This is a genomic window from Geotalea sp. SG265 (genome assembly GCF_022808985.1).
Taxonomy (GTDB): Bacteria; Desulfobacterota; Desulfuromonadia; order Geobacterales; family Geobacteraceae; genus Geotalea.
Genome location: NZ_JAKZFT010000021.1, coordinates 20,417 through 35,586, shown reverse-complemented (window position 1 = coordinate 35,586; position 15,170 = coordinate 20,417). Strand labels below are relative to the sequence as shown.

13 protein-coding genes are annotated in these 15,170 nt (G+C 57.4%); 6 read left to right on the top strand and 7 right to left on the bottom strand.

The features are described from left to right. Positions 1-27: 27 nt before the first annotated feature. The gene (gene glmU, locus ML541_RS17545) at positions 28-1,398 is read right to left on the bottom strand and encodes a bifunctional UDP-N-acetylglucosamine diphosphorylase/glucosamine-1-phosphate N-acetyltransferase GlmU (protein WP_243374933.1); all 1,371 of its coding nucleotides are present in this window, start codon (positions 1,396-1,398) and stop codon (positions 28-30) included. A 198-nt stretch (positions 1,399-1,596) separates the two neighbouring features. Between glmU and ML541_RS17540 the strand changes: the two genes are divergently transcribed. The 3 genes from ML541_RS17540 (at position 1,597) to ML541_RS17530 (ending at position 6,143) form a co-directional block, all read left to right on the top strand. Beyond that, positions 1,597-2,142 carry an MXAN_5187 C-terminal domain-containing protein gene (locus ML541_RS17540; RefSeq protein ID WP_243374931.1) on the top strand — a complete coding sequence of 182 codons (546 nt, stop codon included), beginning with the start codon at positions 1,597-1,599 and terminating at the stop codon, positions 2,140-2,142. 52 nt (positions 2,143-2,194) lie between these two features. Further along, entirely contained in the window at positions 2,195-4,063 is a 1,869-nt protein-coding gene (locus tag ML541_RS17535; protein ID WP_243374929.1) for a radical SAM protein, read from the top strand. 223 nt (positions 4,064-4,286) lie between these two features. Further along, positions 4,287-6,143: a cytochrome c3 family protein gene (locus ML541_RS17530; RefSeq protein ID WP_243374927.1), complete on the top strand. Its 1,857-nt coding sequence runs from the start codon at positions 4,287-4,289 to the stop codon at positions 6,141-6,143. A gap of 119 nt (positions 6,144-6,262) precedes the next feature. On the opposite strand, the gene modC is transcribed toward ML541_RS17530, so the two are convergent. From modC to ML541_RS17510, 4 genes are all read right to left on the bottom strand, one after another. Beyond that, positions 6,263-7,318, bottom strand: coding sequence for a molybdenum ABC transporter ATP-binding protein (modC, locus tag ML541_RS17525; RefSeq protein ID WP_243374925.1), 1,056 nt, complete (start codon positions 7,316-7,318; stop codon positions 6,263-6,265). 1 nt (position 7,319) lies between these two features. Next, positions 7,320-8,003 carry a molybdate ABC transporter permease subunit gene (gene modB / locus ML541_RS17520; RefSeq protein ID WP_243374923.1) on the bottom strand — a complete coding sequence of 228 codons (684 nt, stop codon included), beginning with the start codon at positions 8,001-8,003 and terminating at the stop codon, positions 7,320-7,322. Between the two features lie 32 nt (positions 8,004-8,035). After that, positions 8,036-8,773, bottom strand: a complete 738-nt coding sequence (gene modA, locus ML541_RS17515) for a molybdate ABC transporter substrate-binding protein (protein WP_243374921.1) — start codon at positions 8,771-8,773, stop codon at positions 8,036-8,038. Positions 8,774-9,009: 236 nt separating this feature from the next. Next, positions 9,010-9,660, bottom strand: a complete 651-nt coding sequence (locus ML541_RS17510; RefSeq protein WP_243374943.1) for a TVP38/TMEM64 family protein — start codon at positions 9,658-9,660, stop codon at positions 9,010-9,012. Between the two features lie 359 nt (positions 9,661-10,019). On the opposite strand from ML541_RS17510, the gene ML541_RS17505 reads away from it, so the two are divergent. Beyond that, positions 10,020-11,039: a c-type cytochrome gene (locus ML541_RS17505; protein ID WP_243374919.1), complete on the top strand. Its 1,020-nt coding sequence runs from the start codon at positions 10,020-10,022 to the stop codon at positions 11,037-11,039. 158 nt (positions 11,040-11,197) lie between these two features. Continuing rightward, positions 11,198-11,686 carry an NUDIX hydrolase gene (locus ML541_RS17500; RefSeq protein WP_243374917.1) on the top strand — a complete coding sequence of 163 codons (489 nt, stop codon included), beginning with the start codon at positions 11,198-11,200 and terminating at the stop codon, positions 11,684-11,686. A gap of 127 nt (positions 11,687-11,813) precedes the next feature. On the opposite strand, the gene ML541_RS17495 is transcribed toward ML541_RS17500, so the two are convergent. Together ML541_RS17495 and ML541_RS17490 are read right to left on the bottom strand one after the other, a co-directional pair. Then, a complete protein-coding gene (locus ML541_RS17495; protein ID WP_243374915.1) occupies positions 11,814-12,572 on the bottom strand; it encodes a hypothetical protein in 759 nt (252 codons plus the stop codon). 166 nt (positions 12,573-12,738) lie between these two features. Then, complete coding sequence (locus ML541_RS17490) at positions 12,739-13,128, bottom strand: hypothetical protein (RefSeq protein ID WP_243374913.1); 390 nt, start codon at positions 13,126-13,128, stop codon at positions 12,739-12,741. A gap of 188 nt (positions 13,129-13,316) precedes the next feature. Between ML541_RS17490 and ML541_RS17485 the strand changes: the two genes are divergently transcribed. Then, a complete protein-coding gene (locus ML541_RS17485; RefSeq protein WP_243374911.1) occupies positions 13,317-15,155 on the top strand; it encodes a glycoside hydrolase family 15 protein in 1,839 nt (612 codons plus the stop codon). The last annotated feature ends 15 nt before the right edge of the window (positions 15,156-15,170 follow it).

Genomic DNA, 15,170 nt, shown 5'->3' with positions numbered 1-15,170 from the left:
GAACTTAGAACATAGAACTTAGAACTTTTATTTTTTGAGTTTCCAGCCTTCTTTGTTGACCTGGGGCGCCCTGGCAATGGCCAGAGAATCGGGCGGCACATCCTTGGTGACTGTTGTTCCCGCGGCAATCAGGGAATTGCGACCGATGGAGACGGGTGCCACGAACTGCACGTCGCTGCCGACGAAGACGTCATCTTCGATGACGGTCCGGTGTTTGCGGACGCCGTCGTAATTACAGGTTATGGTGCCGCAGCCGATGTTGACATGGCTGCCGATGGTGGCGTCTCCCAGGTAGGTGAGGTGGGAAGCCTTTGAGCCCACCCCCATGACGATCTTCTTCGTCTCGACGAAATTGCCGATCTTCACCTCGTCCATAAGCTCGCTCCCCGGGCGCAGGTGCGCCATGGGACCGATGGCCGCCCCCCTGCCGATGACGGAATCCTCCATGACCGAGCCGGCCTTGATTGTCACGCAGTCGGCTATCTTGCATCCCCTGATGACGACAGAAGACTCAATGAGGCAGTTATCTCCGATGACGGTCCCGCCGGAAATGCTGACGTTGGGATGGATGGTGGTGTCACGGCCGATGGTCACCCCATGGTCGATGTAGGTCGCCTCAGGATCGATAATGGTGGTGCCGGACACCATGAAAGCCCTGTTGATCCTTTCCCGCAACACCCGCCCCGCCTCTGCCAGCTGCACCCGGTCATTGACCCCCATCACCTCTACGGCATCGGCAACAGGAAAGGAACGACAGGTCTTGTCGGCGGCAATGGCCGTCTTGATGATGTCGGTCAGGTAGTATTCCTTTTGGGCATTGTCGTTCTTCAGATCGGCAACGGCAGTAAAAAGAAACCGTGCATCGACGCAGTAAATGCCGGAATTGATTTCGCGGATCAGGCGCTGCTCGGGGGTTGCATCCTTTTCTTCGACGATTTCCGTAACCTGCCCTGCCCCATCCTTAACGACTCTGCCGTACCCGTAGGGGTTCTCCATGGCGGCGGTAAGGACGGTGACGGTTGCCTGATGGCGCTGGTGGTCGGCGAGAAATGCCTGCAGCGTTGCCGGAGCAATGAGCGGTACGTCGCCACAGAGAATGAGCACGGTCCCTTCGAAACCGGCGAGCGTCTCCCGGCAGCAGGCGACTGCATGCCCGGTCCCCAGCTGCTCTTCCTGGGCAGCGAAGAGGATGTCCTGCTGATCGGCAAAAAATTCCCGCACCTTCTCCGACTGGTGGCCGACGACCAGGGTTATGACCGAAGCTCCCGCCTCCCGTGCCGCATTGACCGGCCAGGAAATCATAGGGATGCCGCACAGGGGATGCATGACCTTGACCAGGTCCGATTTCATTCGTGTCCCCTTGCCGGCAGCAAGAACAATTGCAGCCACTTTCGCCATTGGAAGGTCTCCCGTCAGAATTTATTAGTACAAGCTGCCATATCTAACAAATATGCACCAGCTTAGTCAACCTATTCCCGTGTGGATTACCGGGTGATTCGGTAGAACAGCTCATCCCCTTCCCTATCCAGTGACATCCATGGTTTTCACTTTACAGAATCAACGGAGTGCAGTTATAGTTAGAGCCTCGGAGGGAACATGGGGATACCTGAAGATCTGTTGTTCTTCGAACAGAACCTGCACGAACTGGTGACAAAATACGAACAGTTTTTCCTGGGCCTGGAAAAGCGTGAACCGCTGAAACTTCTCGACTCCGTGGAAAGGGCCTGCCGGAAATACGCCAACGTCACCATCACCAATACCATGCTCAAGTTCAGGTACAACTCCCTGGTTGCTTCATTCAACACGCACAAGCAGAAATGGAACAGGATCAACCGATTGATCGAGGAGGGAAAGTATTCCCGCGACCGCTTCAAAATGGCCATGCACGCTGAACACCCCGATAAGCACCCCCACCCCCGCGAGGCGGAGGCCAATACCGAAATGAATCAGCTGTACCGGGACTACCTGGAGGCACGGAAGGCCTGCAACCTGCCCACCGACAGCATCACACCCGGCATGATCTCCGCTGCCGTGGAGAAACAGAAGCCGCTGATTTCCTCAAAGTATAACTGCAACAGGGTTGAATTCAAGGTCGTCATCGAGGAAGGCAAACCTAAAATCAAAGCCCGGCCGAAGCAGTGATGACCGCTTTCCCCACGCTAACGTCCGATGCCGCTCTGGATCGGAGTTTCCCATGCAGGTAGTCCTTGCGTCGATCCATCCCTTTCCCTCCCCCCAGGCAGTCCCCCTTGCCGCTGCCTGTTTGAAGGCAGCCCTGTCGGAAAACGTTTCCCTCTCATCCCGGGTCGCCGTATCCCTTGCCGCGACCACCCTTGGTCAACCACGACAAGCGTTCCTGGAAGAAATTCTCGCGCTGAATCCCGATGCCATCGGCTTCTCCATCTATGCTTGGAATCGTGCCGAGTGTCTGGAAATGGCCGCTGCCCTTCGGCTGCTGCGGCCGGCAGCGATCCTCTTTGCCGGCGGCCCCGAAGCGAGTGCCGATGCGGAACGGATTCTGTCGGGGGCGAGCCTGGATTTCATCATTACTGGCGAAGGGGAGGCAACCTTCGTTGAAGCTATGGCGCGTCTGAGCGAGTGCTCTCCCGTTGACGGACTACAAGGGATCGCCCTGATGCGGCAGGGTTCCTTTCAATCCCTCCCCCGGCCGGCGCAGCCCAATCCCGGCCGTTTTCCTTCCCCCTACTTATCCGGTACTCTCATTCCCGGTGAAGGGGACGGCGCCTTGTGGGAACTGTCCCGTGGCTGCAGCTTTGCCTGCGAATTCTGCTTCGACCATAAAGGACATGCAGGTGTGCGGTATTTTCCGGAAGAAAGGATCACCCGGGAGCTGCAGGTCTTCGCCAAGCAGAAGGTAACGCAGGTTTTCGTTCTCGATTCCACCTTCAATCTTGACATAAAACGGGCTAAAAAAATCCTGCAGCTGATCCGCAAGGCAGCACCGCACATCCATTTCCACTTCGAGGTACGCAGCGAGTTCATCGATGCCGAGCTGGCAGATCTTTTCACCCAGATCACCTGTTCTCTGCAGATAGGACTGCAAAGCGCCGACCCGCTCGTGCAGCAGAACGTGGGAAGGGTTTTCAACCGAGAAGACTTCAGCAGCCGGATCGGGATGCTGAACGAAACAGGGGCCATTTTCGGCTTCGATCTGATCTACGGCCTTCCCGGGGACAGTCTCTCCGGGTTCAGGCGGAGCCTCGATTTTGCACTGTCCCTCTACCCGAACCATCTCGACATCTTCCCCCTTGCCGTACTGCCCGGAACACGTCTTGCCGAGCGGGCAGACGAACTGGGGCTTGTCCGAAAAGATACTGCACCCTATACTGTCATCTCCTCCCCCACCTTTCCCCCAGCCGATATGGTAATCGCCGCACGGCTCGCCGCGGCCTGTGATATTTTCTACAGCAGGGGAAAGGCAGTGGCCTGGTTCAACTCGGTCTTGCAGGCCCTTCACCTTTCCCCCTCCGCATTGCTCGGCGAATTCGCTCTGTGGTTCGCCGGACAGCAGGAGGTAAGGGGAGAAGATCAGCTGAACGATGGTCAGATCCGGCAACTGCAGCGTCGGTTCCTGCACGAGCTGTTCACGGAAAAAAATCGCCAAAAGCTGGTACCGCTGGTACACGACCTGGTGGACTACCATTATTATTACGCAGCAGCCCTTCTATCCCCCCTCCCCGACCTCCCCACCGACAGGGAACTGGAAAGAACTGATCTCCTCCGTCAACCGCTCGTCCTTTCCTCCTCCGCCATTCTTGCCCGGTTCAATTATGAAATTATCGATATCCTGGAGGCGGGTGAAGTGAACCTGCGTGAATTTGCAGGCTGTTTCAAGCCTTGCGGGTCGTTCGCCGTCATCTATCCCCGCGGCGACGATGTTTTCACTGAATCACTCATAGAGCCTTACTACCTCCTGCTGCAACATCTCGGCAGCGGCAAGCCCGCAGGGGATATCCTCCCCCTTCCCGGGCTTGATGCCGAAGAGGCAATCTCCTTCCTGGAATTTGCTGCAGCAGAGGGCATTGTCACCATTTGCAGTTAATCATCAAAGTTATTTTTCTTTACTCCCCCGCTACATTTTTATAAGTATTTATATATACAAATATATTTTTTCCAGTTGCTTTTTAATCTTGGCCATATTAGTATTCGGCCATTTGCTTGAAAGGCTTGCCAATGTGGGCGTTACATTATCATAACCTCATTAAGCAGCCGCAGTTGGCTATGCGCGTTGAAAAAACGCTTACTATTGTCGCGGAGGTTGTTTCATGTTTCAGATCGTAAACAGATTGCTCCCTGCCCTGTTGCTGCTTCTGTGCTTTGTCGGGCCGGCAGCCGCCGAGCAGGGGATGGCCATCGATCCCGCCACCTGTCTTGGCTGCCACAGCAACAAGATTTCCGCTGCGGCCTTTGCCGCATCCGTCCATGGCAAAAATGCCTGTACCAGTTGTCATGTGGAAATCACCGACCTCGCCCGCCATATGCGCGGCGAAACCAAGATCGCTAAGGTGCACTGCGAGCGTTGCCACAAAAAGGAAAACGCCGAGCACTACAACAGCGTCCATGTTCAGCACGATGTCAAATGCGCCGACTGCCACACCGACATCCACACCCACACCTACTGGAAGAAGGACAAGCGTATAGCCGTGGCCAAATGCGTCCAGTGCCACGACAAAGAAGCCGAGTACCAGAAGTCGGTTCATGGCAAGGCAGTGGCAGCAGGCAATCAGGATTCCGCCTCATGTCCAGACTGCCACAATCTCCACGAGATCAAACCGCTGGGTGATCCCAAGTCCCGGACCAATCGGGAGTTCCACACCAAGGTCTGTATGAAGTGCCACAGCGACGAGAAGATGATGGCACGCAACGGCGTCTTCAACGTTGCCGTCAAGACCTACATGGAAAGCTACCATGGCAAGAACTACCGCCTCGGCTTCCCCGAAAAGGTTGCCGGCTGTGCCGACTGCCACACGGCCCACATGGTGCTCCCCGCCAAGGACCCCCAATCCAGCGTTAACCCGCAGAACCTGGTAAAAACCTGCGCCCAGTGCCATAAGAATGCCACACCGCTCTTTACCAAGTTCTATGCCCATGGCGAGCATACCGACCGGGAAAAATATCCCATCCTCTTTTACACCTTCGTCGCCATGACCGGCCTGCTCGTCGGCACCTTCGCGGTTTTCTGGCTCCATTCGCTGCTCTGGATGTTCCGTGGTTTCGTGGAAAACCGGGAGAAGGCACAGGCTCTTATTGAAGGCCATATCGGACATGCCGTTGCCGATGGCCATGCCGTCTACCGTCGCTTCAAGAGACGGCACATCTTCCTCCACCTCCTGGTGATCATCAGCTTCCTCGGCTTGTCCTTGACCGGTCTGCCCCTCAAGTTCAGCGACCAGGTCTGGGCTAAGATGTTCATGAATCTTTATGGCGGCTCTGCCAATGCCGGCTTCATCCACAGGATCTGTGCAGGCATCACCTTCGTCTACTTCGGCAGCGCCATTGCCCTGAGCATCCACTTCCTCTTCGTCCGCAAGGACCTGAAGGGCAACATCCTGCAGCGGCTCTTCGGTCCCGACTCCCTCTGTCCGAACTTCAGGGATATCAAGGACGTCACCGGGATGGTACGCTGGTTCCTCTTCCGCGGACCGAAGCCAACTTTCGAACGCTGGACCTACTGGGAAAAATTCGACTTTATCGCCGTCTTCTGGGGTATGTTTGCTATTGGCGGTTCGGGTCTGATGCTGTGGTTCCCCGAGATTTTCGGCTACTTCCTCCCCGGCTGGGCCTTCAACGTGGCAACCATCGTCCATTCCGACGAGGCGCTGCTGGCCACCGGCTTCATCTTCACCGTCCACTTCTTCAATACCCATGGCCGTCCGGAGAAATTCCCCATGGACTTCGTCATTTTCAACGGCCAGCTGCCCAAGCATGAGTTCCTTGAGGAGCGCGGCGATCAGTGGAAACGATATGAAGAAGCAGGAATAACAGAGCAATTCCGCGCCAAGAAGACCAGCGGCGTTGCCTACGACTTCATCGTCAAGGCCTTCGGCTTCTGCGCCGTCATCACCGGCCTTACCTTGGTCGTTCTGATGCTGTTCGCCTTCCTTGCCGGAGGCTCCCACTAGCCTCCCATTGCTGCAGGCATGAAAAAGAGAGGGCTGCCGAATTGGCAGCCCTCTCTTTTTTTGTTTCTCCGGCTTTCACAATGACTATGCTGCCAAAACCGCCATGGCTGCGTGCGCGTCTATCCCAGTTTTCTGAATGAAGAAGCCTTGATCGCGGCAAAGACCTGGCAGCCGGGGACAATACCTAATTCCTGGGCCGCTTCCGCCACCACCTCCGCCACCAGGCGCTCCGTCCCGCAGGCTAGCTCGACGCCGACAGTGTTCCCCGACGAAAAGGTCTTCACCACCATGCACCGCAGCAGGTTCCGTGCGCTGATCGCTTCCGGATGCTTCTTGAAGATGATGATATCCTTGGACGAAAGCTCGAACAGCGCTGCAGGTTCGGTACTTCCGGCGGAGACGGCAAGCTCGTGGTCGCCCCATCCATAGGCATAGATCCCCCTCTCCGGGCGTGGTGCCGTTAGTCTGAGCAGGTTGATGTAACCGACCTGGCTGTACCCCATCCGCGCCCTAGCCAGTTCGTCCGGAGTCGTCTGCGGCAGGACCCGCCCCCGTTCGACCGGAAGAACCTGCTCTGCCATCAGCCTCATTTCCACCAGTGAATGGGAGATGAAGAGATAGGGAATGGCGAACTCGCTACTGACACTATTCAGATAGGGCATGATCTGAAACTTGAGGCCTTCATCCAGGGCCGAGAGCGGTTCGTCCATGAGCAGCAGCCTGGGGTTGGCCAGTACCGCCCTCCCCAGGGCCACCCGCTGCTTTTCACCGCCGGAAAGATTGTTTACCCCACGCTCCAGCAGGTCGCCAAGCTTGAGGACCTCGATCAGGACGGCAAAATCGATTGTTCTGTGCTTGAGGGCGCAGCGTTTGAAACCATAAAGCAGATTGGACCGTACATCCAGGTGGGGAAACAGGCATGGCTGCTGGAAAACCACCGCAATCCTTCTTTTCTCAGGTGGAACGGAGATCCCCTTGGCGCTGCTGAAAAGGCAGTGACCGTCGAGGATTATCTCCCCCTTGTCCGGACTGTGCAGACCGGCAATGAGCGCAGCCAGGGTCGATTTACCTCCTCCCGATTGGCCGAAAATACCTATCCTTTCGCCAGAGACGGTGAAATCGGTCTCCAGCTGAAATCCGACAAAACTCTTGCTCGCCTGAACGTACAGCTCCATATCACCCCCTCTTCGCCAGCCTGGCGCTGACGAACTCATGGAAGATAAGTACCGCCGCAGACATGCCGATGGAAACGGCACAGAGAGATATGGCCAGGGCTTGGCTTGCCGGAGCGCCGGCATAATCGTAAATGGCGAGGGGAATGGTCTGGGTAACGCCGGGGATATTGCCGGCAACGATGATGGTGGCGCCAAATTCACCGAGGCTGCGGGCGAACATCAAGAGCGAGCCGGCTATGACCCCCGGCAGGGAAAGGGGCAGGATAACCGTGAGAAAAGTATCGTGCCGCGAGGCCCCCAAGGTGCGGGATGCCTGTATGAGCTGCTGGTCCACATGCTCCATGCTCAGGCGTACCGAGCGGACCAGCAGGGGAAAACCGACGACTGCCGAAGCTATGACCGCCGCTTTCCAGGTGAAGATGATCCCCATTCCCAGCTGGTCGAGAAAGGAACCGATCCAGCCCTTCTTGCCCAGCAGCAATAGCAGCAGGTAACCGATCACCACCGGAGGCAAAGTCAGGGGAAGATTGATGAGCACCTCCAGCAACAATTTCCCTCTGAAGGAAGCAAAACTCATGATATAGGCGAAGGCGATGCCGAATGGCAGCGAGAGGGCCGTGGCGGCCAGCGCCACCTTCATGGACAGGTAGATCGCCTGGTAATCGGGGGGAGTAAGTGAAGTCATGGTATATCTCTCTTCATCAGGCTGTTGCAGAATCAGTTGCGCGTTTTGAATCCTCTCTTGAGCAGGACCGTCTGTGCCTCCGGGCCCTTGAGGTAATTAAAAAAGGCGACTGCCGCGGAATTCCTGCCACCGGTAACCGTCAGCCCCATCTTGTATTCCACTTTGGGATAAAGGCTCTGCGGCACGGTAAAAATGACTTTCGCCTGCTTTGCCTGCAGTGCCTCTGTCAGGTAGACAAACCCGCCGTCCACCTCGCCACGTTCCATGTAGAGGAGGCATTCCCGAACATCCTTGGCAAAGACCAGTTTCTTTGCAACGCTTTTTTCCACATGGGAAGACCTGATGGCAGCCATGGCATACTCCCCTGCTGGTACGCTTTTGGGATTGCCGATGCCGATTTTCTCCAGGAGCGCAACATCTTTCATGGATTTTATCCGCCTGTCGGGCTTGCCGGCAAAAACGAGCTCATTGCCGGCAAAAGTTGCAATAGTGGCAGGTGACATGAGTTTTCTGGCGGCAAGATACTCCATCCACTGACTATCAGCTGAAATGAAGATATCCGCAGGTGCCCCATTCTCGATCTGTCGGGCAAGAATGCCGGAACCGCCGGTATTCTTATAAATAGAGGCAGCCCTGTTATTTCGACTGAAGCTGTCCGCCAGCTCATCGACCACCTCCTTGAGACTGGCGGCAACGGAAACGTAAACCTGCCCGGCAGAGGCGGATGCAGACCACAACAGCACAACGAAGAATATGGCCACTCGCTTCATCTTTTCGGCTCCTTCTGGCGGATAAATATTTGCATCTCCCCCGGCTTTGGTGCAGTTACCGTGCCTCTTACCTGCATGAGCCGCTTTCAGCGCTCACGAGGCGCCTGCTCTAGATTCTTTCATGCAAAAAGGCGCTGTGGAAATTGCTATGGTGCAAACGCCTGAGCGAGAAAAACCCATTTTCACATGGAGCCCGGCTGAGAATGCCCAATTAAAAGGCAGCCTGCTTCGTCCAATTACTGTCGCGTCCCCTTCCATTTCCCATATATGGTGGGGATCAGGGCAAATGTACCCAGCAATGCAAGGGAGGCGAGAACCCTCGACGTAAGCACTTGTTCCGGAGACTCGATACCGGCCAGGCTGGCCCCGGCATTGCAGAAAACGAAGCTGCCGGGGATAATGCCGATGAGGGTGGCAAAGAAAAAGGTGCTGAACCTCACCCCCGTCATGCCTGCTGCCAAATTGATAAGAAAAAATGGGAAAATGGGAACGAGCCGCAGAAAAAGCAGGTAGCCGAAGCCCCGCTGGTCGAGTTCCCGGTTCAGGGCTTCAAGTCGGCCGCCGAAATGCTTCTGCACCACATCCCGAAGCAGGTAACGGCTGACGAGGAAGGCCAGTGCCGCGCCGCTTGTAGCTGCGATATTGGCATACAAGGTTCCGTGCACAACGCCGAAAATCGCTCCGGCAGCAAGGGAAAGTATCGCTGCCCCCGGCAGGGAAAGCGCGGTCTGGATCACATAAACGGCAATGAAGGCAATGGCGGCAACAGCCTTGTGGCCCTCGTAATAGGAAATCAGCCGGGCACGGTTCGCCCTCAGCGACTCGATGGTCAAAAAGCGGTCCAGGTCCAACTGGAAAAAAAGCACGATCAAGAGCAGCAGCAACATCAGGAGGATGATTTTTTTCACGCAAAATCTTTCATGGCAAAATATCGTTATGACACCGGCATTCGAGTATAACGGAAATATCCGCCGGATGAAAGCAGTAGCACAGGAAAATACTGTAACGATGCTTTATTTTCTCATACCCTTACCTGCAGCCAAGCTAGTCCTTCAGGGGCCGTTGATGGTAAACGGGCGGCCTTCACCTCGATTCCATCCCACCCCCATCCCTTCCATTTTTGCGCTCACACTCCGTGCTGGCTTTATAGGGATCTCACTCCCGGCCTTGAAGAAAACGATCCTCGTATTATAATAAATTAGCTTTAATTTATTAAATGGATCACTTCATCGGAAAAGGAGAATGTATGTGCTACATGAATGAATGCCGGATCGGGAAATGGGGGAACAATCTCCTTCTCTGCATCGCCTTGTGCAGTTTATGGGCGTGCGGCGGAGGGGGAAATTCCGGGACAACCGCTAACTCCAACACCAGTGCCAACGTTCAGGCCAGTGGCAGCACCTTATACCAAAAACACTGCCAGGAGTGCCATCAGCCCCTGGCCACCTCCACCAAACGGAATAAGACCGCTGCCGAGATCCAGGCGGCTATAACCACCAACATGGGGGGTATGGGGGGTCTTGCAAAGCTCAGCGCCAGCGAAATCCAGTCCATTGCCGATGCCTTGAAGACGACGACAGAGATCCCCACCTTCGACGGCAACAAAAGCACCGCCTTTCAGTTGAACGGCGCGGCCGTATTGAACAACAACAGCATCAGGCTGACCCCCAATGAAAAGAACACCGCCGGCAGCGCCTTTCTGACCAGTCCTTTCACCTTGAGCAGCAATTTTGTCTTCAATGCCTATTTCAACTTTACCCTAGGGGCAGGGGGCCGGAGCGACAGGCACGCCGATGGCTTCGTCTTCACCTTGCAGACCGTGTCGAACAAAGAGGGGGGGACTGGCGGCAATCTTGGCTTCGGAGGGATTTCGCCTTCATTAGGTGTGGAATTCGACACTTTTAAAAACTATGGCAACAATGATCCGGACGGAGATCACGTGGCTTTGGTGATGAACGGGTCGGTCGCGCATACTCCAGCATCGCCCCCGGTCGCCACTGATCTGCATTTCAGCGACGGCGGTACTTACTATGTATGGATCGACTATGACGGAACTACCATGGAAGTGCGCTTGAACTCCGGCAATGACCGCAGCACGGCAACGCTGCTCCTTTCCAGGGCAATAGAGCTGAAAAGCATCTTCCCCACACAGGATGTTTACTTCGGTTTTACCGGCGCCACCGGCAACGACACCCAGACCCATGACATCGGCGCCTTCTACCTGACATCCAATTACCGCTCGGGAGGCTTTTCTCCAACCCCTTGAAGCCGCACCCCCGGGACCGGCCATCCTTGCCTGCCCCGGGGGGTAATTCCCTTGCCTGCAGGCTGTATCGCTGCAGTCTCTATACAAAGAGTTCCCCTTCTGCTAACCTGTCCAAGCCGGTGGCGAAGGCCGCCATTATCCAATCAGAGCAGGTAACCATGGAGAAGCAAAAGCAGACGGTGGTCGTCACTTGTCTGATCAGAAATGAAGCAGCGGAAATTCTTCTGGTCAGACATGTCCGGCGGGGATGGGAACTGCCCCAGGGGCGGGTCGAGGAAGGGGAAAGCCTGACGGAGGCTGTCCACCGGGAGGTGCTGGAGGAGACAGGGACGTGTATCGAACTGGGGCCACTGGCGGTTGTCTGGTCCAAGGTCTGCCTACCCCCCGCCACCATCTTCGGCTATAGCGGCCGGTATCTTAATGGCGCGCTTACCCCCAGTGACGAGACCCAGGAAGTAAGCTGGTTTTCAGCTGAGGAAGCCCTGGGGCTGGTTACCCACCAGGTCAACCGCGACCGCTTGCAGGCCCTGCTGCAGCAGGGTGACAGACTGATCCACCGCGCCTATCGGACCCGACCGTTCGTTCTGCTTGAACCGACGGAAGCGGAGAAAGTGTCCCTGAAAGCAATGCAGGCGCTTGTCTTCTGAGCCTTCTTGGCTGCTGGAGCCTGCGGCAGATGGATGACAAGGTCGGGGTCCACCACCGGCCACCGAAATACTGCCGGGCTGGAATAGCGCCCCGACCATCTCAGCTCTCTTCTGTTCGTTGCCCTCCCTATCTCCCGAAGGTGCTGCCGGTCCCGCCAGTACCGAAGTTGCCGCCGGTTCCGGTGCCGAACGTTCCGCCAGTGCCGGTTCCTGTCGTACCACCACTGCCCGTGCCGAAGGTGCCACCGGTGCCTGGTGTAGCGCCGGTGCCCGATCCGGAGGCTCCTCCGGTGCCAAAGGTGGAGCCACCGGTGCCCGTGCCAAAGGTCCCCCCGCTCCCGGTCGTGCCGCCAAAGGTCCCACCCGTGCCGGTATCGGAGCCAAAGCTCCCGCCTGTGCCGGTACTGGTGCTGCCTCCTGTGCCGGTGCCGAAAGTGCTGCCGCTGCCCCCCATTGTGCCGCTCGTACCGGTGCCACCGCCGCTGCCGGTACCTAAACTGCCGCCTGTGCCGGTCGTGCCGCCGGTGCCGAAGGTACCGCCACTTCCAGTGGTTCCCCCAAAGGTGCTGCCGGTGCCGGTGTCGGAGCTCCCGCCTGTGCCAGTTCCGAAGCCGCCAGTGCCGGTGCCACCCCCGGTGCCAGTACCGAAAGTGCTGCCCCCCGTGGTGCCGCTACCGGTGCCGAAAGTGCCGCCGGTCCCTGAGCCGAAGCCTCCTGTGGAGAAACCGCCGGTCCCGGTCCCCATGCCGGTACCGCCTGCCTGGGAAAGCAGGACCTTTCTGTCGGAGCTGCCTGTTCCCCCATGGCCGGCGGACTCCGCATAAGCCCATGCTGTCAGCGAAACTAGCGCGGCTGTGGTCAGTATCATGCGCCTTACCATCACCATAGCTTTACCTCCTTCAGTAGTGTCGCACCTCTTGTAAAGTCAAACCATCCCATGGATTTATTCAAAAATCTGATCTTGTGCTGCTGCAGCAAAGCATGAGCCCTTTTCCACCCTGTGTAGAAGGCTTGATGCAGTACCACCTCAGCCTCCGCCAGTTAGACAATCCTCAACCCACCCGTATCAGACGGTAGACGATGGCGGCAATCAGGGTCAGGATGATGATGATGACGAAGACATTGAGAAAGCTTTCCGTGTGAACCCGGTCGATAGGGCCGCCGGTTGCCGGCGGATGCGCCGTGCGGTGGCGGGGAGTCGGCAGTGTTGCCGCCACCAGCAAGGCGACGAGAACGCCGACGACGATGAAGACGGTGAAGGAAATCCCCCACATGACTGGGCCAACCGGTTGGATCCAGAGCCCGCCTGCCCAGGTGGCGAGAAAGATGACGAAAAAGAGCCCGAGAAGGTCGGCGTAGGCAAATTGCTTAAATCCCCTGCCGACGATGAGGGTGAGGATGAAGGCGATGATGAGCGCGAGACCGATTCCTGCGAAGAACATGCATACCTCCTTCTGCCTGGGAAAACGGCTGCAAAGGTGCTCTCACTTTGATTTTAGCAGCGACAGGAAGCTAGTCAAGAATGCCGGCCAGGAGGGCATTCACGGCGCGGCAACGCTCCGCCCCCCGTTGCACAGCAGCGGGACGGCGGTATACTGTTAGCTATGGCTCTCCTTCCGCTGAGGCACACATGTCCTACCAGCCCATAGAAAACTACGGCATGATCGGCAACATGCGCACCGTCGCCCTGGTGGGGGTGGATGGTTCCATCGACTGGTACTGCCACCCCCACTTCGACTCCCCCAGCGTTTTCGGTGCCCTCCTGGACGACAGCCGCGGCGGACGATTCCGCATTTCCCCCGTTGCCGAACTGTTCAAGCACAAGCAATTCTACTGGCCTTCCACCAACATCCTCATTACCCGCTTCCTGACGGCAGACGGCATCGCCGAGATCGAGGACTTCATGCCTGTCGGACCGGCACAGGAATCCCCCTGGTACCACTATATCTATCGCCGGGTGCGCTGCGTCAGGGGGGCGATGGCCTTCTCCGTCCTCTGCTGCCCAGCCTTCGACTACGGCAGAAAGCGCCATGAAACGGCCATCGAAGAAAATGGCGCCGTCTTCCGGACCGATGAGGCCAGCTTTGCCCTCTCCACCGCAGTTCCACTGCGGCTGGACGATCAAGGGGGCGTTGCCGGCGAATTCATATTGCAGGAGGGGGAATCGCGGGTTTTCCTTTTCAAAAATGTCGATGCTGTCCAATGTCCCTGTCCTCCGCCGGAAGAGGAGGCCGAAGAACTCTTCCAGAACACCGTCAAATACTGGCAGAAATGGCTTTCCGCCTGCACCTACCACGGTCGCTGGCGGGAGCAGGTGCAACGGTCCGCACTTGCCCTGAAACTACTCACCTTCGAGCCGACCGGCGCCATCATCGCCGCCCCGACCACCAGCCTGCCCGAGGTGATCGGCGGCAGCCGCAACTGGGATTACCGCTACACCTGGCTGCGGGATGCGGCCTTCACCGTCTACGGCTTCCTGCGCATCGGCTTCGTCGCCGAGGCGGCCGCCTTCGTCAGCTGGCTGGAGGGCTGCGCCGCCCAGCACTTTGTACCGGGGCAGGCGCTGCCGGTGGTGCTCACCGTCGGCGGCGATTGTCTCCCGCCGGAACAGACCCTGGACCACTGGGAAGGCTACCGCCGGTCCGGGCCGGTCAGGATCGGCAATGCCGCCGCGTCCCAGTTTCAGATCGACATCCACGGTGAGCTGATGGACGCTCTCTACCTGTACAACAAGTATGTCAGCCCCATCTCCTACGATGTCTGGGTAAAAATCCGCGAGCGGCTAGACTGGATCTGCGACAACTGGCACCGCCCCGATGAGGGGATCTGGGAGATGCGCAACAGGCGGGAACACTTCATTTATTCCAAGGTGATGAACTGGGTGGCCCTGGACCGGGGGCTGCGCCTGGCTGACAAACGCTCGTTCCCCGCCCGGCACCGGAAATGGCAAAAAGAACGGGACCGCATTTACGAAGAGGTCATGAGCCACGGGTGGAATGAACAGCGGCGCGCCTTTACCCAGTTTTACGGCAGCAACGACCTGGATGCCTCCCTGCTGATCATGCCGCTGGTGTTCTTTCTTGCCCCCACCGACCCCCGCATGCTCGGCACCATCGAGGCCATTCTCGATTATCCGAAAAACGGCGGTCTAGCCAGCGACAGCCTGGTCTACCGCTATCCTCCCCAACCTCGTGTAGACGGACTGCCGGGGGAAGAGGGAACTTTCAACATGTGTTCGTTCTGGCTGGTGGAGGCCCTGACCCGCGCCGGAAGGGCCAATCCGGAAAAGTTGAACCAAGCCAGGCTCCTCTTCGAACGGATGCTCGGCTACGCCAATCATCTAGGGCTGTACGCAGAGCAGACCGGCTCCCAAGGGGAGGCACTCGGCAATTTTCCCCAGGCCTTCACCCATCTGGCCCTGATCAGCGCCGCCTTCAACCTGGATCGCACCCTGAGCAGCAGGTTTTGAGCCGGCATGACAAGG